Genomic DNA, 20,253 nt, shown 5'->3' on the forward strand with positions numbered 1-20,253 from the left:
GTCGCATACGGTCCCCAGCGCGGTGGCCGCCCGGCCGCCCTGGTGCCTCGGGGAGAGGCACCGCTCATCCGTGGGGTCCGTTCCGTCATGCTCCGCAATCCCGTTGGTCTGTCGTACGCCGTGGTGACGCTGCTCGCCGCGCTCGGAGTGGCCGACGCGGCGCTCTTCGCCGCCGCCGTCGACGTACGGCTCCTCATGACCGGCGATCTGAAGGACCACCCCGACCCCGAGGGCTTCGGCCACATGGGGGTCGACGTCGCGGCGGCGCTCCAGGTGATCGTCCAGCTGGCGCTCACCGTCGTCTTCATCGTCTGGTTCCACCGGGTCCGCAAGAACGCCGGGGTCTTCGCGCCCGACGTGCACCGCGGCGGGCCCGGCTGGGCCATCGGCGCCTGGTTCGTCCCGATCGCCAGCCTCTGGTGGCCCCGGAGCGTCGCGGTCGGCACCTGGCGGGCGAGCCGCCGGGACCCGTACGGCGACGGCAAGGGCGAAGGGGAGTCGCTCGCGGTGCTCAACTGGTGGTGGGCCTTCTGGATCATGACCGACGCCGTGAGCCTCTTCGCCACCTCGGTGTACGACGACGCCGACACGGTCGAGGAGTTCGCGGCGGGGGCCGGCCTTCTCATGGGGGCGGCCGCCCTGGACATCACGGCGATCGTCCTCGCGATCCGCTTCGTCCGCCGCCTGACCTCTATGCAGCACGCGAAGGCCACTGGCATGATTCCGGCCGCGTAGTGACGTAATCGCGCCAAGTGACGCAGTAAGGGAAGTACAGCGTCCGCAACGGGAGGCCCCGATGAGCCTGCTGGAACTGATCGACCGCGCCGACGAGCGGAGTCTGGCGGCCGCCGGGCTCGCCTGCCTGGACCGGTGTCTGCCGCTGCTCGCCCCCGAGGGCGGGGAGGTGCTGCGGCCCGTCTGGGCGGCGGTCGCGCGTGGCGACGGCGGGGCCTGGGGCGAGGCGATGGCCAAGGCCCGCGTCGAGCTGGCCGGCGACGTCGAGGCCGGGGCCGCGGCCGGTCTCGTGCGGGAGATGCTGGACGCCGCGCCCCCGGAGTGGGCCGAGGAGCCGCTGCGGGCCTGGGCCTCCGGATGCTCCGTCACCGCGCTCGCCCTGCACGGCCGGTACGACGCGGCCGAGGTCACCGACGAGTCGATCGCGCGATGCCGGGCCGGGGACGGGGCCGGTGCCGGTCCGCTCCTCGCCGGTGAGCTGCGCCGCCAGGAGACCGTCCTCGAATCCGTCGCGCAGGGGCCGACCGGTCTGCGCCGGGCCCGCGAGCTCTCCACGGAGGGCGGTCGCGTGCTGCGCGCCGTCGTCTCCCGCCGGGCGCGTACGGCCTGACGGTCCGAAGGACCGAGTGTCTCCGGGGAAACGATTCGGCCGGGCACCCCCCGCGGGGTGCCCGGCCGCTGCCGTCACGGCGTCGTCAGCCCTTCGGGTCCACCGCGAGCTGCTCGATCGCCGCCGTGATGTCCCCCTCCGCCCGCTCCTTGTCGAGGCCGAGGCCGGTCAGGACGCCGTCGCCGTCCTCGTACTCCAGCAGCGCCAGCAGGATGTGCTCCGTGCCGACGTAGTCGTGGCCGAGCCGGAGTGCCTCGCGGAAGGTCAGTTCCAGGACCTTCTTCGCCGCCGCGTCGTACGGGGTGAGCGCGGGCGCCTCCTCGGCCGCCGGGGGCAGCGTCGGGGTGACCGCCTCGCGCAGCGCCTCCGGAGACACGCCCTGCGCGGTGATCCAGTGCATCGCGATGCCCTCGGGCTCGGCGAGCAGACCGAGGGCCACGTGCCCGATCCCGATCTCGGCGTTGCCCGCGGCCGTGGCCTCGTTCTGGGAGGCCACCACCACGTTCCTGGCGCGGGGGGTGAAGCGGCTGAACCCCGCGTTCGGGTCCATCTTCTCCGCGTCCGGGTCCTTGGGGACGAAGCGCTTCTGGGCGGCCTGGCGGGTGACGCCCATGCTCCTGCCGATGTCGGTCCAGGAGGCGCCGGAGCGTCGCGCCTGGTCGACGAAGTGACCGATCAGATGGTCGGCGATGTCGCCGAGGTGGTCCGCCGCCATCACCGCGTTCGACAGCTGGTCGAGCGCGTCGGTGTTGGTCTTCTTGATGGCTTCGATGAGGTCGTCGAGCCGTACGGGGACGTTCATGCCGACTGGTTTCGTCATAGAGGCAACCCTAGGTTGACAGTCCTGAGGTGTCAACCTTCGGTTGACAGTTCGACGGGCGTCATGATGACCGCCATGACGACGACGAGCGGCCTCACCGCACCCGGCATCACCGCCGACGACCTTCAGCACGCCGTCCGCCTCTCCCTCACCACCCTGCGCGGCGCCGCCGCCACGACCACCGCCGCCGACTGGCGGCGTCCCGCGGCCACGCTGACCTGGAGCTGCTGGGAGACCGTCGAGCACCTCGCCGACGACCTCTTCGCCTACGCCGCCCAGCTCGGCCTCGACGCGCCGGCCCTCGGCACCGAGGTGCCCTTCCTCGTCGAGCGGCGCCGGGAGGGCGGCCCCGCCAACGTCACCTACGCCGACCCCGGGTCCGGCACGACCGGGCTGCTCCAGGTCCTGGAGTCGTGCGGCGCGATGCTGGCCGCCGTCGTCCGCACGGTCCCCGCGGACCGGCGCGCGTACCACTGCTTCGGCCTCTCCGACGCCGAGGGCTTCGCGGCCATGGGGATGGTCGAGACCCTCGTCCACACCCATGACGTCGCCGCCGGTCTCGGCGTGCCGTTCCATCCGCCGGCCGGCCTGTGCGGCCAGGTCCTCGCCCGGCTCTTCCCCGACGCCCCCACGGACACGGACCGCTGGCCGACCCTCCTGTGGGCCACCGGCAGGGGCGAGCTCCCCGGGCACGAACGGCGCACCGCCTGGCGCTGGTTCGCCGCGCCGAGAGAGCCGGGAGCGGCCCACGACACGACGGTGTGAGCGGACGTTCCTCGCGCACCAGTGACGTTTCCCCGGGGCCGCGCGCTGAAGGGAAGGGGGACGGCGCGTCGCGCCCTGCCTCACGGGGGCACGGGTACGTCGGCACGAAGAGGGAAGCGTGGGCGCGGACGACGGGGAACTGGGGATCCTGGTCGGGCGTGCCCAGCGCGGGGACGAGGACGCCTTCGCGGCGGCCTACCGTCTGGTGCAACCCGGGCTGCTCGGCTATGTGCGGGGCCTGGTCGGCGAGGACGCCGAGGACGTCGCGTCGGAGGCATGGCTGGAGATCGCCCGGGACCTGGGGCGGTTCCGCGGCGACGGCGCCGGGTTCCGCGGCTGGACCGCGGCGATCGCCCGCAACCGGGCGCTCGACCATCTGCGCCGGCAGCGCCGGCGGCCCCGCACCTCCGCGCTCGAACAGGACGTACTGGAACTCCCCGGCGGTCACGACACGGCGGCCGCCGCCCTGGAGAGGCTCTCGACGGAGCAGGCGCTCGCCCTCGTCCGCGGCCTGCCGCGCGACCAGGCCGAGGCCGTGCTGCTCCGGGTCGTCGTCGGGCTCGACGGGCCCGCGACCGCCCGCGTCCTGGGCAAACGCCCCGGGGCGGTCCGCACCGCGGGCCACCGGGGCCTGCGGCGACTGGCGGAACTGCTCGCCGCCACCGAGCCGACACGACGGCGGAAGGATGGGACATGACACGCGAACCGGACCCGCTCGCCACCGCGCTGAGCGCGGCGCTGCGGGGCGAGGAGGGCGGAGCCGGCGCGGACGAGGCCCGGGTGCGTGAGGCGTTCCGCGTGGCACGGGACACCGGGCGGCGCGCGTCGCGCCGCACCAGGCGGCGGGACGACTGGCGGCCGGCTCCGGTACGGGGACGGTGGCGCGGCTCCCTGCGGACGACGGCGTTCGGTGTCGCCGCGACGGTGCTGCTCGGCGGTGTCGCGGTGGCCGCGTCCGGAAACCGCGCGGCCAGGGGCGGGAACGGCCGCGCCGGCCGGCGCTCGAACCGCCCGCGCGCCAAGGGGCGAAAGCGCTGAAAGGCCCGGTGACAAGGAGGACGACCGGGGCCGCCACCCCCCACAGGAGAGGCCCCGGTCGCCGTCCGCCGGAGCCGCAGCACGGCCCCGTACTCCCTACAGCGCCATGGATGCGTTTTCTGTCACACCGCCCGGCACCCCTAGAAGGTTGCAGGTTGTACAAAGACCGGACGAACATGGACGCGGCGACGGGGAAGGACGTAGCGTGCTGATGCGCGCCGGCTGGTGCGGCGGTGATGACCAGCCGCGATGACGAACAGGTTGTGGGGATTGCTGGGGGACGACGCGGAGCTGACGGCCGCGGTGCTCGCTGCGCAGAACGGGGACGAGGACGCCTTCCGTACTGTGTACCGCGCCGTGCACCCCCGGCTGCTGGGCTACATACGCACGCTCGTCGGGGACGCCGACACCGAGGACGTCGCCTCGGAGTCCTGGCTCCAGATCGCGCGCGACCTCGACCGTTTCAGCGGCGACGCGGACCGGTTCAGGGGCTGGGCGGCACGCATCGCCCGCAACCGCGCGCTCGACCACATCCGGATGCGGGGCAGGCGCCCCGCGTCCGGCGGAGACGAGACCGAACTCACCGACAAGCCCGCCGACTCCGACACCGCGGGCGAGGCCCTGGAAGCACTGGCCACCGGCCACACCATGAATCTGATCGCCCAATTGCCGCAGGACCAGGCCGAGGCCGTCGTCCTGCGCGTCGTCGTCGGCCTGGACGCCAAGAGCGCCGCCGACACCCTCGGGAAGCGCCCCGGCGCGGTGCGCACCGCCGCGCACCGAGGTCTCAAGCGCCTCGCCGAACTCCTCCACGCGGAGGGCGACGGCAGCGGAGCCCCGCTCGGGGGAGTACCGCCGCAGCGCGGCCGCAGGCCGGGGGCTTCGGTCCCCGGTGGTGTGACGCAATCGCGCGCGCGGACGCAGAAGGACATGTGATGGCCGACGAGCGGTACCCATGGCTCGACCAGGAGGCCGCGGAGCGGCTGCTCCGTGGCGAGCCGGTCGACGCCGTCGACGATCACGCCCGCGACCAGGTCGAGCGCCTCGCCGAGGCCCTCGCGTCGGCCCGGCCGTTCGCCGACGCGCCGGACGCCGAACTTCCCGGCGAGCAGGCGGCCCTGGCGGCCTTCCGCAAGGCCACCGCCGAGCGCTCCCTCGCCATGTCCCCGGTCCCCTTCGCGCCCGACGCCGCCGAACTCGGCGGCGTACGGCTCGGGCGGGTGCCCGCAGCCCGGCAGTGGGGACGCTCGCTGCGGTACGGACTGGCCGCCGCGGTCGCCGCCGTCGCCGTCGGCGGGGTCGCCGTCGCCTCCGGCACGGGCATGTTGCCCTTCCAGGACCGGGAACGTCCGGCGCCGGCCGGCTCCGTCTCGGCGGTGGAGATACCGGAACCGGTCGCCTCCGGCTCCCCGGACGAGGGCTTCGGCACGGCCACGCCGTCGCCGCCGCCCCCGGGAGAGGAACGGAGCCCCGACGCGTCCCCCTCGCTCTCCACGCCCCCGTCGACGCCCGGAACCGGCGGTACGGGCGGCGAGGACCACGCCACCCCCGAGCCGGGGAGGACCACGTACCCCGCCGACCGGGACCGGGACAGCCTCGCCGCCAAGATCGTCAAGGCGTGCCAGGACTACCGCGCCGGACGCCTCGACGACAGCGCGGAGCGCCGGCTCACCGATTCCGTGCGCAAGGGCGAGACGGTGCGGCGCTACTGCGACCGCGTCCTGGCCGCCGGCTCCACCGGCGGCGCCACCAGGGAACCGTCCACCGCGCCCTCCGGCGGCAGCGGCGACGGCAGGGGCGACGACGGCTCCTCCGGAGAGGGCGATCGAGCGGGAGCCCCTTCGGGCCCCGGCGGCACGGGCCGCGACGACCACCGTGGCGGGGGCCGCCACGACAGCCGCGCCGACGACCGCGGCGACGGCCGCGGGAAGCACCGCGCCGACGGCCGGAACACCGGCCGAGACCACCGTTCCGACCGCCCCGGGAAGCCGGCGTAACACTTTTCGGCCCGTCGGCGCAGTACTGAGTGAGCCGACTGGTCATCGGCCGCGCAGAGAGCCGGGGTTCCCCCCGTACCTTCGGCTCCGCGCACCCGGCGCGGGTGGGACACGTTCCCCCGGTCCCACCCGCGCCCTTTCTCCCTACCGCGCCGCTACCAGTGGACGACGACCTTGTCGCCGACCTTCACCTGGTCGAAGAGGGCCGCGAGCTTCACCTTGTCCCGGACGTTGACGCAGCCGTGCGAGGCCCCGTTGTAGCCGCGGGCCGCGAAGTCCGACGAGTAGTGCACGGCCTGGCCACGGCTGAAGTACATCGAGTACGGCATCGGCGTGTGGTAGAGCTTCGACCAGTCCTGGCGGACCTTTCGGTCGACCTGGAAGGTCCCCTCGCGGGTCGGGGTGTTCTCCGAGCCGAAGCGGACGTCCATCGACGACACCACCTTGCCGTCGATCATCCAGGCCAGCGTCCGGCTCTCCTTGCTGATGCACAGCACCCGGCCGGTCATGCAGCGCGCGTCCGGCTTGTCCAGCTTGTTGGTGGTGGACGGCTTGAGCTCGTCCGCCGTCGGCTCGCGCGTCATCGCCAGCAGCCGCTGCCAGGTGGTCTCGTCGACCGAGCCGGTCTGCGGCAGCTCCCGCTTCTTCTGGAAGGCCGTGACCGCGCCCCCGGTCATCGTGCCGTAGAACCCGGTGGGCGCGCGGTCGAAGTAGCCGATCTGGCGCAGCCGCGCCTGCAGCTCGCGCACCTTCGCGTTCTCGTCCCCGTCCTTCATCAGGACCTTGCCGGTGGGCTGCGCGGTGGTGGGCGTGGAGGACGGCTTGTCGTCCGTCGTCGGCGTACCGCTCGGCTCGGCCGTCGGCGAGGTCGGGGCCGGCGCCGGGGACGAGCTGGTCGGCGCGGCGCTCGTCGACGGCGACGTGCCCCCGCCGCCGGCCGCCTGGGCCGTACAGCTGGTGGCGAGTGCCACGGCGGCCACGGCCAAGAGTGCTCTGGGTATGACGGACGAACGGCGCATCGGAAGCCCCCCGGAATGTGTCTGTGTACCTATTGGATGCTTCCCGTGCCCGCTTGGTTGCGCACCCGCCACAAGTACGGAGGATGCTGGTGAGGAAGGTCCCGGCGTGCGGCGCTCCGAGCGCCGTGGTGCCGGAGCCACAGTCCGCCGCGGGGGTCGTTGCCGCGGTGCAGGCCCACCGGGAGGCAGAGCAGATGGTGCGCGAGACGGAGTCGGGGCTCCCCATCGAGCCGGTCTACGGACCGGACGCCCTGGACGGGTGGGAGCCCGCCGAGAAGCTCGGGGAGCCGGGCTCGTACCCCTTCACGCGCGGCGTGTACCCGTCCATGTACACCGGCCGCCCGTGGACCATGCGCCAGTACGCCGGCTTCGGCACCGCGGTCGAGTCCAACGCCCGCTACAAGCAGCTCATCGCCAACGGCACGATGGGCCTGTCCGTCGCCTTCGACCTGCCGACCCAGATGGGCCACGACTCCGACGCGCCGATCGCGCACGGCGAGGTCGGCAAGGTCGGCGTCGCCATCGACTCGATCGACGACATGCGGGTGCTGTTCGACGGGATCCCGCTGGACCAGGTCTCCACCTCGATGACGATCAACGCCCCCGCCGCCCTCCTGCTGCTCCTCTACCAGCTCGTGGGTGAGGAGCAGGGCGTCCCCGCGGACAGGCTGACGGGCACCATCCAGAACGACGTGCTCAAGGAGTACATCGCCCGGGGCACGTACATCTTCCCGCCCAAGCCCTCGCTGCGGCTGATCGCGGACATCTTCAAGTACTGCCGGGCCGAGATCCCGAAGTGGAACACGATCTCGATCTCCGGCTACCACATGGCCGAGGCCGGTGCCTCACCCGCGCAGGAGATCGCCTTCACCCTCGCCGACGGGATCGAGTACGTCCGTACCGCCGTCGCCGCCGGCATGGACGTCGACGACTTCGCGCCCCGGCTCTCCTTCTTCTTCGTGGCCCGTACGACGATCCTGGAGGAGGTCGCCAAGTTCCGGGCGGCCCGCCGGATCTGGGCGCGGGTGATGAAGGAGGAGTTCGGAGCGGAGAACCCGAAGTCGCAGATGCTCCGCTTCCACACCCAGACCGCCGGTGTGCAGCTCACCGCCCAGCAGCCCGAGGTCAACCTGGTGCGCGTCGCCGTCCAGGGCCTCGCGGCCGCCCTCGGTGGCACGCAGTCCCTGCACACCAACTCCTTCGACGAGGCCATCGCCCTGCCGACGGACAAGTCCGCCCGGCTGGCGCTGCGCACCCAGCAGGTCCTCGCCTACGAGACCGATGTGACCGCCACCGTGGACCCGTTCGCCGGCTCGTACGTCGTGGAGAGGATGACGGACGACGTCGAGGCCGCCGCGCTGGAGCTCATGCGGAAGGTCGAGGAGCTGGGCGGCGCGGTCAGCGCGATCGAGCGCGGCTTCCAGAAGAGCGAGATCGAGCGTTCGGCCTACCGCGTCGCGCAGGAGACGGACAGCGGCGAGCGCGTCGTCGTCGGCGTCAACCGCTACACGATCGACGCCGAGGAGCCGTACGAGCCGCTGCGCGTCGACCCGGCGATCGAGGCCCAGCAGGCCGCGCGGCTGGCCGCGCTGCGCTCCGAGCGGGGCCGCGCGGCGGTGGACGCGGCGCTCGGCGAGCTGAAGCAGGCGGCCGAGGGGACGGACAACGTCCTGTACCCGATGAAGGCCGCGCTCAAGGCGCGGGCCACCGTCGGCGAGGTGTGCAACGCGCTGCGGGAGGTCTGGGGGACGTACACCCCGTCCGACGTGTTCTAGGGGTGCCGCGCCGATCCGGCGGCCCGCCACGCACCCGGGAGATTCCGCATCGCGAAACACGGGAGCGGACAGTCGCACCCGCGTGCGAGACTCCGTCCCATGCTGGGAGTCACCGATCTGCCGACCTATCTCGCGGGCCTCGTCCTCATCATCCTGCTGCCCGGGCCGAACTCGCTGTACGTGCTGTCCGTCGCCGCCCGCAAGGGCACCCGGACCGGATACAAGGCCGCCGCCGGCGTCTTCACCGGGGACGCCGTCCTCATGACGCTGGCCGCGCTCGGTGCCGCCTCGCTGCTCCAGACCACACCCCTGCTCTTCATGATCGTGAAGTACGCGGGCGCGGGCTATCTCACCTGGATGGCCATCGGCATGCTGCGCGCCGCGTGGGGCATGTGGCGCAGCCGCGGCGAGCTGACGCCCGAGGAGCCGGAGGCGGCCCCGGCCGCCGGGGAGAACCCGTACCGCCGCGCGCTGATCATCAGCCTCTTCAACCCGAAGGCGATCCTCTTCCTGATCTCCTTCTTCGTGCAGTTCGTGGACCCCGGATACGCCTACCCGGCCCTGTCCTTCCTGGTGCTCGGCACGCTGCTCCAGATCAGCAGCTTCCTCTACCTCACGATGCTCATCTTCGGCGGGACGCGGCTCGCGTCCGCGTTCCGGCGGCGCAGGCGCCTCTCGGCAGGGGCGACCTCGGCGGCGGGCGCGCTCTTCCTCGGCTTCGCGGCCAAGCTGTCCCTCAGCAGCGCCGCCTGACCCCGGCCGCAGCGCCGCCTCGGCCCTCGGGCGGCGCCGCCTTGACCCTGACACCGTGTGAGGCCGTTCCGTAGGAGACGTCATGTTCACCATCGGAGACTTCGCCCGGCACGGGCGGGTGTCGGTCCGGATGCTGCGCCACTACGACGCCATCGGACTCCTGCACCCGGCCCATGTCGACCCGCACAGCGGCTACCGCTTCTACGAGGCCGACCAGCTGGCCCGCCTCAACCGCGTCATCGCGCTCAAGGAGCTCGGCTTCACCCTCGAACAGGTGGGGTCGATCCTCGACGAGCAGGTCGGCCCGGAGGAGCTGCGCGGCATGCTGCGCCTGCGCCAGGCCGAGCTGGAGACGGCCCTGGCGGAGGCGGCGGGACGGCTGGCCCAGGTCGGCGCGCGGCTCCGAGCCATCGAGAGCGAGGGACGCATGTCCACGCAGGACGTCGTGATCAAGAAGGTGCCGCCGGTCCGGCTCGCCGAGCTGAGCGGGGAGGCGGCGGGCTTCGGCGAGATCGGCCCGGTCATCCAGCCGCTGTACGAGCGGCTGTGCGCGACCCTGGAGGCCGCGGGCGTGACCGGGTTCGGCCCGGGCATCGCGTACTACGAGGACACGGGCCGCGGGGACGGCTCGATCGTCGTGCACGCGGGGATGACGGTCCCGGCCGGGGCCGAGGCGGCGGGCGTCGACATCGTCGTGCTGCCGGCCCTGGAGGAGGCGGCCACGGTCGTCCACCGGGGCCCGATGGACGAGATCCTGCCGAGCGTCCAGACCCTGGCCACCTGGATCGACGCCCATGGCTACCGCTCGGCGGGCTATCCCAGGGAGCTGTACCTGGAGTGCCCGGACGACCGGGCGAAGTGGGTGACGGAGCTCCAGGAGCCGGTCGTCCGCGCGTAGTCGCGGCGCGCGGGGCGGGCCTGGGCGCATCCCGCGGCCGGGGCCCGCCCCGTGGCAGAGGCGTACCCACGCGGCCGGGGGACCGGCGGCGGGCGCACTCCGCGCCGTGGGCCCGGGGCCCGGGCCCCTCCGCGGTCCGGGCCCCTCCGCGGTCCGGGCCCCTCCGTCACCTCGCGAGGGCCCGCTTCAGGCGCAGCGCGCGCCGGGCCAGCCTGCGGACCCGGGGGTGGCGCGGGACCGGGATGCCGCCCGGGAGCCCCAGGACGGTGAGTCGGCGGCGCGTGAAGTAGTGCCGGGTCCGCTCGGCCAGCGGCCCCGACAGATGACGCGTCGCCGCACCCCGCAGATCACCCCGGACCTTGGGCTGCATCGCGAACCCGACCGCCGCGACCAGACCCGCCAGCGCCTCGTCGTCCGGCGCCTCGACCGCCGCGCCCTCCAGGTCGGGGACGAGCGCGTCGACGAGGGTGAGCGGTACGCGGTTGCTGTTCTGGTACGGGGTCAGCCGGTCCAGGACCGTCCGGGTGCCGACCCGGGCCACCGGGATCCCGTAGAAGGCCCGTGCCGTCATCAGCGCCGTCGAGAAGCAGCCGACCACCAACGCGGGCCGCAACTCCCGGTACACCACCTCCGCGAGCACCGGCCGGTCGAGAACGGTCAGTTCGGCGCCGAGCGCCGCCGCCTCCTCGGCCAGCCTCCGTGTCCAGGCGTCCGGCGCCGTCGGGTGCGGCTTGAAGACCAGGCTGCGGTGCCCCCGCGCGATCGCGCCGCGCACCATGCGGACGTGGAGCTCCTCCTCCTCGGCCGGGGTGAGCAGCGAGAGCGCCGCCAGGTACTGGCCGAGCAGCAGTGCCGGACCGTCCTCCTCGGCGGCCGAGTCCGCCAGCTCCGCCACCACCTTGGTGAACGCCTCCGCGGGCACCACCTCCGCCGTGGCCCCGAACTCCGCGAGCAGCAGCGGCGCGAGCCCGGGCACCAGATCGAGATGGAGCAGTCGGCGCACCCGCTCGCCGACCAGCGGGTCGATCTTGTTGCGGGTCGGGCCGTAGCTCATCAGCCCGTCCGCGTACACGTCGAGCGGAGCCTCGGAGAACAGGCGGGCGATCGTCAGGGCCGGTGCGACCTGCACCGATTCCACGACCAGTTCGACCCGGTCGTCGCCGAGCCCCCACAGCAGCCGCAGATGGCGCTCCAGCATCGGGAGGTCGTCCGCGCGGGGCGTCCAGCCGGACGGGTGGAGCGGGGAGATCGCCTCGTTCCAGGACAGCACGCCGTCGAACCGGCCGCGCAGCCGCTCGAAGCCGGGCATCTCGGCCGGCGACGGCGTCGTCTCCGGCACCGCCGCGTTGTTGCCGACCAGCAGGAGGCGCCGGTCGGCCGGGCCGAAGCAGCCGCTGTCCAGGGCGGCGGCCAGCGTCGTCACGCCGTAGAGGGTCGACGCGTAGAAGATCTGGGTGGTGCTCACGCGGCGGCCCCCGAGGCCGAAGGAGCGGGCAGGGAACCCGTGCCCACGCGGCGGCGGCGCAGCCTGCGCAGGACGGCCGCCCGTTGTTCGTCCATCGAGCCGAGCGCGTCACCGAGCACGTCCTGGGGCATGCGCCGCAGAGCCGCCGCACTCATCGAACGCAATTTCTTCGCCACGGCCGGTTCGAATCGTTCGGCCGACGAAATGTGGTGCGAAATAAGAGCGCAATACGTGCGGACGGCCTTCGGGAGAAGCTGTTCCGCGTCGACGTCCTGCGCCGTTTCTTCGATCACCTGGTCGAAAGCGCGGATGAAATCCAGCTGCCGTACATCTCCTATCTGGGTGAGCGAGGTGGAGACCCCGCGCCGGTAGAAGATCCCCAGCGTGCTGACGGCGGCGAAGGAATCCGCCTCCCGGTGCAGCTTCCAGATCCACGGCCGGTCCTCCGCCGTCCGCAGCCCCGGCGTGAAGTGCAGCAGGCCGCGGTCCAGCAGCCGCCGGTGGTACATCCCCGCCCAGGCGTACGGGTAGTCCACCGAGGTCGTCCGGTCGGCGGGCAGGATGGCGTCGCGCGGACGCAGCACCTCGCCGCGCCGCCCGACCGGCGACCGGCGCACGGAGCGGTTCCGCCCCGTGCACACCACGTGGTCGGTACGGAGGAAGTCGCAGTCCAGCTCGTCCATGGCCGTCACCAGCCGCGCGAAATGGCCGGGCGCGAGCCAGTCGTCCCCGTCCAGGAAGGCGAGGTACCGCCCGCGCGCCGCGTCGAGTCCGGTGTTGCGCGCGGTGGCAAGCCCCTCGTTCCGCGCGTGTCTGACGAGAACGGCCCCCGGGACCTCTCGTACCGCCCGGTCGAGGAGCTCCGGCGTCCCGTCCGTCGAACAGTCGTCGACGAGAAGGAACTCGAAGTCCTCACGGGCGTTCGCGCGCAGGCTTGCGAGGGTGTCGGGGGCATATGTCTGCACGTTGTAGAACGGCACGACGACGGAGAGCTTGACCACCCGGCCGACGCTAGGCGCCGCCCCGGCATTCGTTCTGACCGACAGAGAGATGTTCGGTGAACACGAAGAGGCGGGCGCATTAACCGCCCCCGATCCCATCCATTGTCAGAAGCGGGAAGGGCTCTGTTCACCGTTTGTTGTGGCCCAGTTGGGCCGGGAAACGAAATGCCTCTCTAGCGTCCTCGACGTGCCAGCAAGTACCAATGCAGCGGTACGCGTCGCCGTACTCGCCGACTCCGACACCCGGTGGAAATGGGGCGCGCTCACCGCACGCCGCATCGCGGCCGCCGAGCCCACCGGCTTCGTCCTGCGAGGCCGGGCCACGCCCACCGCGCGCCAACTCGCCGAGACCGGGGTGTCCACGACACCCCCGCGCGAGGTGACGGGCGCGGAGTTCCTCCGGGAGGTACGGGACGGGGCGTACGACCTCGTCGTCCTCTCCCTCGTCGGCGGCACGGTCCGCGCGGTCCTCCAGGGCATCGCCGACCTGGGCATGGCACGCCGCCCGGTGATCGTCACCGGCTACGTCGGCGTCGTCTACGAGAAGCTCGCCGACGGGCTGCTCCTGCGCCACGGCGCCGACGTCGTGCTCGCCAACTCCCGCCACGACGCCGAGCGTTTCCGCGCCGTGTACGAGGGAGTGGGCGCCGACCCCTCCTCCGTGGTGGAGGCCGCGCTGCCGTTCCTCGGCGGAGCGCCCTACACCCCCGAGACCGGCCGGGACACCCTCGTCCTCGCCGCCCAGCCCTCCGTACCGGTCACCCGCGCCGACCGGACGTACCTGCTCCGCAGGCTCGTCGAGCACGCCAGGCTGCACCCGGGCCGCGAGGTCCTGCTCAAGCTCCGCTCCAAGCCCGGCGAGCACACCACCCACGTGGAGGAGCTGCCGTACCAGAGGCTGGTCCGCGACCTCGACCCCCCGCCCAACTTCCGCCTGGTGTACGGGCACATGGGCGAGGTCCTGGACCGCACCGACCTGCTGGTCACCGTCTCCTCGACGGCCGCCCTCGAAGCGCTCCACCGGAGGATCCCCACGGCGATCCTCACCGACCTGGGCGTCCGCGAGGTCCTCGGCAACCACCACTTCATCGGCTCGGGACTGCTGACCTCCTTCGACCGGCTCGACGCCGACGAGCGCCCGAAGCCGGACGAGGAATGGCTCTCCCGGCAGGGCGTCGCCGCCGGGGGCTCCTACGAGAGGGCCTTCGACGCGGCCCGCGACCGGGTCGCGGATCTGCTCGCCGGCCCACCGCTGCCCCCCATCACCCCCTACTACACAGCGGAGACGGCCCCCGGCTATCTGCCCGGCATCCTCGCCCGCCACCGCCTCGACGTGACCGCCCCGGAGACCCGCGACAGCGGGCTGCGCCGGATCGTCCGCGAGGCGGCTCGGGGCGCGTACCGCCACGGCGTCCAGCGCGTGGCCCCCGTCATCCGCCGCCTCGGAGAACTCTGATGACCACGACCGTGCTTGCCGTCGTCCCGGCGCGGGGCGGCTCCAAGGGCGTGCCCGCCAAGAACCTCGCCGCGGTGGCGGGCCTCCCGCTGGTCTCCCGCGCCGTCCGCGCCTGCCTCGGGGCCCGACTGGTCACCGACGTCCTGGTCTCCACGGACGACGCGGCGATCGCGGCGGCCGCCCGCGCCGCCGGAGCGGAGGCGGTCCACCGCCCGGCGGCCATCGCCGGCGACACGGCGACCAGCGAGTCGGCCGTCCTGCACGCCATGGACGCCTTCGAGGCCACCCACGGCCGCCGCGTCGACGTCGTCCTCCTCGTCCAGTGCACCAGCCCCTTCCTCACCGCGGAGGAGGTGAACGGCACCGCCGAGAAGGTCACCACCGGCACCGCCGACACCGCCTTCACCGCGGCACCCGCCCACGGCTTCCTGTGGCGCGACGGCACGGACGGCGCCCACGGCGTCAACCACGACAAGGCGCACCGCCCCCGCCGACAGGACCGCGAGGCCGAGTACCTGGAGACCGGGGCCGTCTACGCGATGGACGCCGAGGGCTTCCGCACCCACGGACACCGCTTCTTCGGCCACACCGCGATCGTCGTCACCGACCCCGCCCGGGTCCTGGAGATCGACGACCCGCACGATCTCGCCCGGGCCCGCGCGCTCGCGCCGCTGCTCGACACCCCCGTCTCCCCGCGCTTCGCCGAGATCGACGCCGTCGTCCTCGACTTCGACGGCACCCAGACCGACGACCGCGTCCATCTCGACTCCGAGGGACACGAGTTCGTCTCCGCGCACCGCGGCGACGGCCTCGGCGTCGCCGCCCTCCGGCGCGCCGGAATGCCCGTCCTGATCCTCTCCACCGAGCAGAACGCGGTCGTCGCCGCCCGCGCCCGCAAGCTCGGCGTCCCCGTCCTGCACGGCATCGACCGCAAGGACCTCGCCCTCAAGCAGTGGTGCGAGGACCAGGGCGTCGACCCCCAGCGCGTCCTCTACGCCGGCAACGACGTCAACGACCTCCCGTGCTTCCACCTCGTCGGCTGGCCCGTCGCGGTGGCGAGCGCGCACGACTCCGTACGGGCCGCCGCCCGTGCGGTGACCCTCACCCCCGGTGGCTCGGGAGCCGTCCGCGAGATCGCGGCATGGCTCCTCGGGCCCGAGCTCGACACCCCCAACTCGTAAGGAACGTCACGGATATGAACACGCGCACTCGTACCTTCGGCAGCAAGTCCGCCGGCCCGGGCCACGCCGTCTACGTCACCGGCGAGATCGGCATCAACCACAACGGCGAGCTCGAGAACGCCATCGCGCTCATCGACGTCGCCGCCGACGCCGGCTGCGACGCCGTGAAGTTCCAGAAGCGCACCCCGGAGATCTGCACCCCGCGCGACCAGTGGGACATCGAGCGCGACACCCCCTGGGGCCGCATGACCTACATCGACTACCGCCACCGCGTGGAGTTCGGCGAGGACGAGTACCGCGCCATCGACGAGCACTGCAGGAAGCGCGGCATCGACTGGTTCGCCTCCCCGTGGGACACCGAGGCCGTCGCCTTCCTGGAGAAGTTCGACGTCCCCGCCCACAAGGTCGCCTCCGCCTCCCTCACCGACGACGAGCTGCTGCGCGCCCTGCGCGAGACCGGCCGTACGGTCATCCTGTCCACCGGCATGTCCACCCCGAAGCAGATCCGTCACGCGGTCGAGGTCCTCGGCTCGGACAACATCCTGCTCTGCCACGCGACGTCCACGTACCCGGCGAAGGCCGAGGAGCTCAACCTCCGCGTGATCAACACGCTGAAGGAGGAGTACCCGAACGTCCCGATCGGCTACTCCGGCCACGAGACCGGCCTCCAGACCACCCTGGCCGCCGTCGCGCTCGGCGCCACCTTCGTCGAGCGCCACATCACCCTCGACCGCGCCATGTGGGGCTCCGACCAGGCCGCCTCGGTCGAGCCGCAGGGCCTGCAGCGCCTGGTCCGCGACATCCGCACCATCGAGACCGCGCTCGGCGACGGCGTCAAGAAGGTCTACGAGTCGGAGCTCGGCCCGATGAAGAAGCTCCGCCGGGTCCAGGGGCTCGTCGCCGCATGACCGGCCAGCTGGCGTTCGTCGAGAGCCCGGTCCAGCTCCTGAACGTCCTGGAGTGGGCGCACGCCCAGTCGCCCTCCGCCCTCCCCGCGCCGTCCCCGGGAGGAACGGGCTCCGCCCTGGCTCCTGCCGGGGGCGCGGGGGCCCCGGCGGGCCTGATCCTCGTCGTCCTCTCGCCGACGGACCCCATGTCGCGCGGCCAGCTGCGCCGGATGGCCCAGCTGGCCCGTGACGACGGGTTCACCGTGCGCTGGCAGGAGGCCCGCGACGGCCGGGGCGCACTCGCCCGTACGCTGCGGGACCTCACCCCGCTGCTGAGGGCGGCGGAGCGGGTGATCGTCGGGGACCCCTTCTCCCGCTACGTCCAGCTGCTGCTCACGCTCTTCGCCCCGAAGCAGCTGACCGTCGTCGACGACGGCACCGCCACCATGGAGTACGCCGCCCAACTGGCCCGTGGCGAAAGGCTGGTGCGCTGGCACCGGCGCGGCAGCGGACGGGGGCCCCGTGAACTCGTGCTCGCCCCCGTCTCGGCCGCGGCCCGGCGCAAGCTGGCCCCCACGCGTCGCCGAGCGGTCGAGATCTTCACCTCGCTCCCGGTCGAACCGCCGCCGGGAACCACCGTCACGGCGAACACCTTCGCCTGGACCCGGGCCCGCTTCGGCCCGCCCCGTCTGACCCGGGGCTCCGACCTGGTCGGCACCTCGCTGGTGGAGACCGGCGTCATCGACGCGGACCGGTACACGCGGGCCGTCGCCGACCTCGCGGCCGACCACGGGGCCACCCGCTACTTCGCCCACCGTCGCGAGAGCGCGGAGAAGCTGCACCGAATCGCGGTGGAGACCGGCCTGGAGATCGTCCGGCCCGACCTGCCCCTGGAGCTGATCGCCCGACGCGGCCCGATCGGCCGCACGGTGGTCAGCTTCCCCTCGACGGTCGTCCACACCCTCCCGCTGGCCCTCGCGGGCACGGGCGTGAAGGTGGCGGTGTGCGAGATCGCCCCGGAGTGGCTGAAGGCGAACGCCTCCCCCCGCGCCCAGGGCTTCCTGGCCGGCGTGGCGGGTACGGCGGCCCACGAGGTGGACCGGCTCACGGCGCGCGCCACCCCGACGGCGGAACGGTTCGAATTCGGGTGAGCTTACCCACACGGGGTGGTCATCAAGCCTGGGGAACCGAGATTCTTTCCCCTAACGGGCTGAAGTTTTCGTGATCAACGGGCAGTTGATCTCCGAAGGGGCCTACCCTTCAAAAGGTGAACCAGTTGAAGTCCCGCGAGCCCGGCTCCGTCGCTCTGCCCGGAACGCTGTCCGAACCCCTGCGCACCGAACTGATCGTGTTCCGCAGGGACTTGCACATGCACCCCGAGCTCGGCAACCAGGAGTTCCGTACCACCGCTGCGCTCAAGGCCCGCCTGGAGGCGGCCGGACTCGCGCCTCAGGTGCTGGCCACCGGCACCGGGCTCATCTGTGACATCGGCACCTGGGACAGAGGCCGTCCCATGCTGGCCCTGCGCGCCGACATCGACGCGCTGCCCATCCCGGACGTCAAGACCGTCTCGTACCGCTCCACCGTGCCCAACCGCGCCCACGCGTGTGGCCACGACGTCCACACCGCCACGGTCCTGGGCGCCGGTCTCGTGCTCGCCGAGCTCGACCGGAAGGGGCTGCTTCCCCAGGCCGTACGGCTGATCTTCCAGCCCGCCGAGGAGGTGCTGCCCGGCGGCGCCGCCGACACCATCGAGTCCGGCGTCCTGGACGGCGTCGGCCGGATCATCGCGGTCCACTGCGACCCGAAGGTGGACGCCGGCCGGATCGGGCTGCGCCCCGGCCCCATCACCTCCGCCTGCGACCGGCTGGAGGTCACCCTCGACGGGCCCGGCGGCCACACGGCCCGCCCGCACCTCACCACCGACCTGGTCACCGCCGCCGCCCGGGTCGCCACCGACGTCCCGGCCCTGCTGTCCCGGCGGGTGGACGCTCGTTCCGGGCTCGCGGTCACCTGGGGCCGCATCGAGGCCGGCCACGCCTGCAACGTGATCCCGCAGCACGCCGAACTCTCCGGCACCGTCCGCTGCCTCGACCTGCCCAGCTGGCGGGAGGCCCCCGACCTGGTGCATGCGGCCATCGACGAGATCGCCACGCTCCACCGCGCCAAGTCGACCATCAACTACGTCCGGGGCGTCCCCCCGGTCGTCAACGATCCGGTCATCACCGAGCTGCTCCGCGACGCGATGACCGCGCGCCGCGGACCGTACGCGATCGAGGACACCGAGCAGAGCCTCGGCGGCGAGGACTTCTCCTGGTACCTGGAGCACGTCCCGGGCGCCATGGCCCGCCTGGGCACCCGCGTCCCGGGCGACACGACACGCCGTGACCTCCACGCGGGCGACTTCGACGTGGACGAGCGGGCCATCGCGGTGGGCGTCGAGCTCTTCACCGCCGCCGCGCTGATCGACGGAGCGCCGAAGCACTGACGGCCGAGGGGGCGTCCGCGTCCCCTCCGCCATCCGGGTCGACACGGAGCGGAGCGTCGCCGTCCATCCGCTCCATGTGACCGGTCGGCGTGTATAACCGGTCGTGCCGGGGCGGCCGGTCTCCGTCGTTCGCTTGGCTCGTTCGCGACGATCCGATAACGACTCATGAACGGGTCTTTAACTGACATCTACGCGCGTTACGATCCACGCGAAACCAGCGCCGGAAGAGGCGCTTTCGGTCAGTCTCGAAGGGACCCTCCTCTTGCGCCGGGTATCCAAGATCGTTTCCGCGTCCGCAGTGACCGCGGCCCTCGCTCTCACCGCCACCGCTTGTGGTGAGTCGTCCACCGAGTCCGGTTCCGACTCGGGCACCATCAAGGTCGGCATGGCCTACGACGTCGGCGGCCGTGGCGACAACTCGTTCAACGACTCCGCCGCCCGTGGCCTCGACAAGGCCAAGGCCGACCTCGGTGTCGAGACCAAGGAGCTCACCGCCAAGACCGGTGAGACCCCGGCCGACCGCGAGCAGCGCCTCACCTCCCTCGCCGAGGGTGGCTTCAACCCCGTCATCGGTGTCGGCTTCGCCTACAAGGACTCCATCGACAAGGTCGCCGCGAAGTTCCCGAAGACCACCTTCGGCCTGGTCGACTCGGTCTCCGACGTGAAGAACGTCGACTCGATCGTCTTCACCGAGGAGCAGGGCTCCTACCTCGCCGGTGTCGCCGCCGCGCTGAAGTCCAAGGACGGCAAGATCGGCTTCATCGGTGGTGTCGACACCCCGCTGATCAAGAAGTTCGCCGCCGGCTTCCAGCAGGGCGTCAAGGACACCAACCCGAACGCCTCGGTCACCATCCAGTACCTGTCCACCGGTACGGACTTCTCCGGCTTCGGCGCCCCGGACAAGGGCAAGGCCGCCGCCAAGGGCATGCTCGACAAGGGCATCGACGTCATCTACGCCGCCGCGGGCGGCTCCGGCGCCGGCGCCATCGAGGCCGTCGCCGCCAAGCCCGGCACCTGGGCGATCGGCGTCGACTCGGACCAGGCCAAGGACCCGGCCCTGTCCAAGTACGCCGGTTCGATCATGACCTCCATGGTCAAGAACGTGGACACGGGTGTCTTCGAGCTGATCAAGTCCGTCCAGGAGGGCAAGCCGGCGACCGGCACGCACGTCTACTCGCTGGCCGAGAACGGTGTCTCCCTGACCACCACCGGTGGCCACCTCGCGGACATCCAGGCCAAGCTGGACGAGGCCAAGAAGAAGATCATCGACGGCCAGATCAAGGTCAACACGACCCTCTGACCTCCGTCGGAAAGGGGCCCGGAGAGCGGCTTCGGCCGACACTCCGGGCCCCCTTCACACGTCTG

Annotated in this window: 20 protein-coding genes; 16 read left to right on the top strand and 4 right to left on the bottom strand. The window is 72.6% G+C overall.

From position 1 onward, the window contains the following. Positions 1 to 87 precede the first annotated feature (87 nt). Both AB0D99_RS23405 and AB0D99_RS23410 read left to right on the top strand, forming a co-directional pair. On the top strand, positions 88 to 735 hold the full coding sequence (locus AB0D99_RS23405) for a DUF4328 domain-containing protein (protein WP_362365389.1): 648 nt from the start codon (positions 88 to 90) through the stop codon (positions 733 to 735). A 61-nt stretch (positions 736 to 796) separates the two neighbouring features. Continuing rightward, positions 797 to 1,345, top strand: a complete 549-nt coding sequence (locus AB0D99_RS23410; RefSeq protein WP_362365392.1) for a hypothetical protein — start codon at positions 797 to 799, stop codon at positions 1,343 to 1,345. A gap of 85 nt (positions 1,346 to 1,430) precedes the next feature. On the opposite strand, the gene AB0D99_RS23415 is transcribed toward AB0D99_RS23410, so the two are convergent. Next, entirely contained in the window at positions 1,431 to 2,165 is a 735-nt protein-coding gene (locus AB0D99_RS23415; protein WP_362365395.1) for a Clp protease N-terminal domain-containing protein, read from the bottom strand. Between the two features lie 66 nt (positions 2,166 to 2,231). Between AB0D99_RS23415 and AB0D99_RS23420 the strand changes: the two genes are divergently transcribed. From AB0D99_RS23420 to AB0D99_RS23440, 5 genes are all read left to right on the top strand, one after another. Next, complete coding sequence (locus tag AB0D99_RS23420) at positions 2,232 to 2,930, top strand: DinB family protein (protein ID WP_362365622.1); 699 nt, start codon at positions 2,232 to 2,234, stop codon at positions 2,928 to 2,930. A gap of 118 nt (positions 2,931 to 3,048) precedes the next feature. Further along, positions 3,049 to 3,627, top strand: coding sequence for an RNA polymerase sigma factor (locus AB0D99_RS23425; RefSeq protein WP_362365398.1), 579 nt, complete (start codon positions 3,049 to 3,051; stop codon positions 3,625 to 3,627). Next, positions 3,624 to 3,968 carry a hypothetical protein gene (locus AB0D99_RS23430; protein ID WP_362365401.1) on the top strand — a complete coding sequence of 115 codons (345 nt, stop codon included), beginning with the start codon at positions 3,624 to 3,626 and terminating at the stop codon, positions 3,966 to 3,968. The genes AB0D99_RS23425 and AB0D99_RS23430 overlap by 4 nt, the downstream gene beginning before the upstream one ends. A 270-nt stretch (positions 3,969 to 4,238) precedes the next feature. After that, entirely contained in the window at positions 4,239 to 4,904 is a 666-nt protein-coding gene (locus AB0D99_RS23435) for an RNA polymerase sigma factor (RefSeq protein WP_362365625.1), read from the top strand. Further along, a complete protein-coding gene (locus AB0D99_RS23440) occupies positions 4,904 to 5,965 on the top strand; it encodes a hypothetical protein (protein WP_362365404.1) in 1,062 nt (353 codons plus the stop codon). The genes AB0D99_RS23435 and AB0D99_RS23440 overlap by 1 nt, the downstream gene beginning before the upstream one ends. Positions 5,966 to 6,120: 155 nt before the next feature. Here the strand turns inward: AB0D99_RS23440 and AB0D99_RS23445 are convergent, their stop codons facing one another. Continuing rightward, positions 6,121 to 6,984, bottom strand: a complete 864-nt coding sequence (locus AB0D99_RS23445; protein WP_362365407.1) for a L,D-transpeptidase family protein — start codon at positions 6,982 to 6,984, stop codon at positions 6,121 to 6,123. A 194-nt stretch (positions 6,985 to 7,178) separates the two neighbouring features. Here AB0D99_RS23445 and AB0D99_RS23450 point away from each other — a divergent pair, with 194 nt between their 5' ends. The 3 genes from AB0D99_RS23450 (at position 7,179) to AB0D99_RS23460 (ending at position 10,410) form a co-directional block, all read left to right on the top strand. Next, a complete protein-coding gene (locus AB0D99_RS23450) occupies positions 7,179 to 8,759 on the top strand; it encodes a methylmalonyl-CoA mutase family protein (protein WP_362365410.1) in 1,581 nt (526 codons plus the stop codon). 99 nt (positions 8,760 to 8,858) lie between these two features. Beyond that, entirely contained in the window at positions 8,859 to 9,512 is a 654-nt protein-coding gene (gene leuE / locus AB0D99_RS23455; RefSeq protein ID WP_362365413.1) for a leucine efflux protein LeuE, read from the top strand. A gap of 82 nt (positions 9,513 to 9,594) precedes the next feature. Next, positions 9,595 to 10,410, top strand: a complete 816-nt coding sequence (locus AB0D99_RS23460; RefSeq protein ID WP_362365416.1) for a MerR family transcriptional regulator — start codon at positions 9,595 to 9,597, stop codon at positions 10,408 to 10,410. Positions 10,411 to 10,576: 166 nt separating this feature from the next. Here the strand turns inward: AB0D99_RS23460 and AB0D99_RS23465 are convergent, their stop codons facing one another. Both AB0D99_RS23465 and AB0D99_RS23470 read right to left on the bottom strand, forming a co-directional pair. After that, positions 10,577 to 11,875 carry an alpha-2,8-polysialyltransferase family protein gene (locus AB0D99_RS23465; RefSeq protein WP_362365420.1) on the bottom strand — a complete coding sequence of 433 codons (1,299 nt, stop codon included), beginning with the start codon at positions 11,873 to 11,875 and terminating at the stop codon, positions 10,577 to 10,579. Continuing rightward, positions 11,872 to 12,876 (bottom strand): glycosyltransferase family 2 protein, encoded by a 1,005-nt coding sequence (locus AB0D99_RS23470; protein ID WP_362365423.1) that lies wholly within the window; start codon positions 12,874 to 12,876, stop codon positions 11,872 to 11,874. Before AB0D99_RS23470 ends, AB0D99_RS23465 begins: the two co-directional genes overlap by 4 nt. Positions 12,877 to 13,063: 187 nt before the next feature. Here AB0D99_RS23470 and AB0D99_RS23475 point away from each other — a divergent pair, with 187 nt between their 5' ends. From AB0D99_RS23475 to AB0D99_RS23500, 6 genes are all read left to right on the top strand, one after another. After that, positions 13,064 to 14,332 carry a DUF6716 putative glycosyltransferase gene (locus tag AB0D99_RS23475; RefSeq protein ID WP_362365426.1) on the top strand — a complete coding sequence of 423 codons (1,269 nt, stop codon included), beginning with the start codon at positions 13,064 to 13,066 and terminating at the stop codon, positions 14,330 to 14,332. After that, entirely contained in the window at positions 14,332 to 15,513 is a 1,182-nt protein-coding gene (locus AB0D99_RS23480) for an acylneuraminate cytidylyltransferase (RefSeq protein WP_362365429.1), read from the top strand. Before AB0D99_RS23475 ends, AB0D99_RS23480 begins: the two co-directional genes overlap by 1 nt. Positions 15,514 to 15,527: 14 nt before the next feature. Beyond that, a complete protein-coding gene (locus AB0D99_RS23485; RefSeq protein WP_362365432.1) occupies positions 15,528 to 16,421 on the top strand; it encodes an N-acetylneuraminate synthase family protein in 894 nt (297 codons plus the stop codon). Further along, positions 16,418 to 17,551, top strand: coding sequence for a hypothetical protein (locus tag AB0D99_RS23490; protein ID WP_362365435.1), 1,134 nt, complete (start codon positions 16,418 to 16,420; stop codon positions 17,549 to 17,551). The genes AB0D99_RS23485 and AB0D99_RS23490 overlap by 4 nt, the downstream gene beginning before the upstream one ends. 116 nt (positions 17,552 to 17,667) lie before the next feature. Further along, entirely contained in the window at positions 17,668 to 18,888 is a 1,221-nt protein-coding gene (locus tag AB0D99_RS23495) for a M20 family metallopeptidase (RefSeq protein WP_362365438.1), read from the top strand. 262 nt (positions 18,889 to 19,150) lie between these two features. Beyond that, the gene (locus tag AB0D99_RS23500) at positions 19,151 to 20,188 is read left to right on the top strand and encodes a BMP family ABC transporter substrate-binding protein (protein WP_362365441.1); all 1,038 of its coding nucleotides are present in this window, start codon (positions 19,151 to 19,153) and stop codon (positions 20,186 to 20,188) included. Positions 20,189 to 20,253: the final 65 nt, after the last annotated feature.

Origin of the sequence: Streptomyces sp. NPDC047971 (assembly GCF_040653355.1) — a bacterium.
In the GTDB taxonomy this organism is placed as follows: Bacteria; Actinomycetota; Actinomycetes; order Streptomycetales; family Streptomycetaceae; genus Streptomyces.

Bases quoted from the DNA above. Each gene is read 5' to 3' on its own strand.
- AB0D99_RS23430 (WP_362365401.1), top strand. From the start codon at position 3,624: ATGACACGCGAACCGGACCCGCTCGCCACCGCGCTGAGCGCGGCGCTG.
- AB0D99_RS23415 (WP_362365395.1), bottom strand. From the start codon at position 2,165: ATGACGAAACCAGTCGGCATGAACGTCCCCGTACGGCTCGACGACCTC.
- AB0D99_RS23410 (WP_362365392.1), top strand. From the start codon at position 797: ATGAGCCTGCTGGAACTGATCGACCGCGCCGACGAGCGGAGTCTGGCG.
- AB0D99_RS23445 (WP_362365407.1), bottom strand. From the start codon at position 6,984: ATGCGCCGTTCGTCCGTCATACCCAGAGCACTCTTGGCCGTGGCCGCC.
- leuE (WP_362365413.1), top strand. From the start codon at position 8,859: ATGCTGGGAGTCACCGATCTGCCGACCTATCTCGCGGGCCTCGTCCTC.
- AB0D99_RS23480 (WP_362365429.1), top strand. From the start codon at position 14,332: ATGACCACGACCGTGCTTGCCGTCGTCCCGGCGCGGGGCGGCTCCAAG.
- AB0D99_RS23405 (WP_362365389.1), top strand. From the start codon at position 88: ATGCTCCGCAATCCCGTTGGTCTGTCGTACGCCGTGGTGACGCTGCTC.
- AB0D99_RS23450 (WP_362365410.1), top strand. From the start codon at position 7,179: ATGGTGCGCGAGACGGAGTCGGGGCTCCCCATCGAGCCGGTCTACGGA.
- AB0D99_RS23485 (WP_362365432.1), top strand. From the start codon at position 15,528: ATGAACACGCGCACTCGTACCTTCGGCAGCAAGTCCGCCGGCCCGGGC.
- AB0D99_RS23460 (WP_362365416.1), top strand. From the start codon at position 9,595: ATGTTCACCATCGGAGACTTCGCCCGGCACGGGCGGGTGTCGGTCCGG.
- AB0D99_RS23420 (WP_362365622.1), top strand. From the start codon at position 2,232: ATGACCGCCATGACGACGACGAGCGGCCTCACCGCACCCGGCATCACC.
- AB0D99_RS23490 (WP_362365435.1), top strand. From the start codon at position 16,418: ATGACCGGCCAGCTGGCGTTCGTCGAGAGCCCGGTCCAGCTCCTGAAC.
- AB0D99_RS23440 (WP_362365404.1), top strand. From the start codon at position 4,904: ATGGCCGACGAGCGGTACCCATGGCTCGACCAGGAGGCCGCGGAGCGG.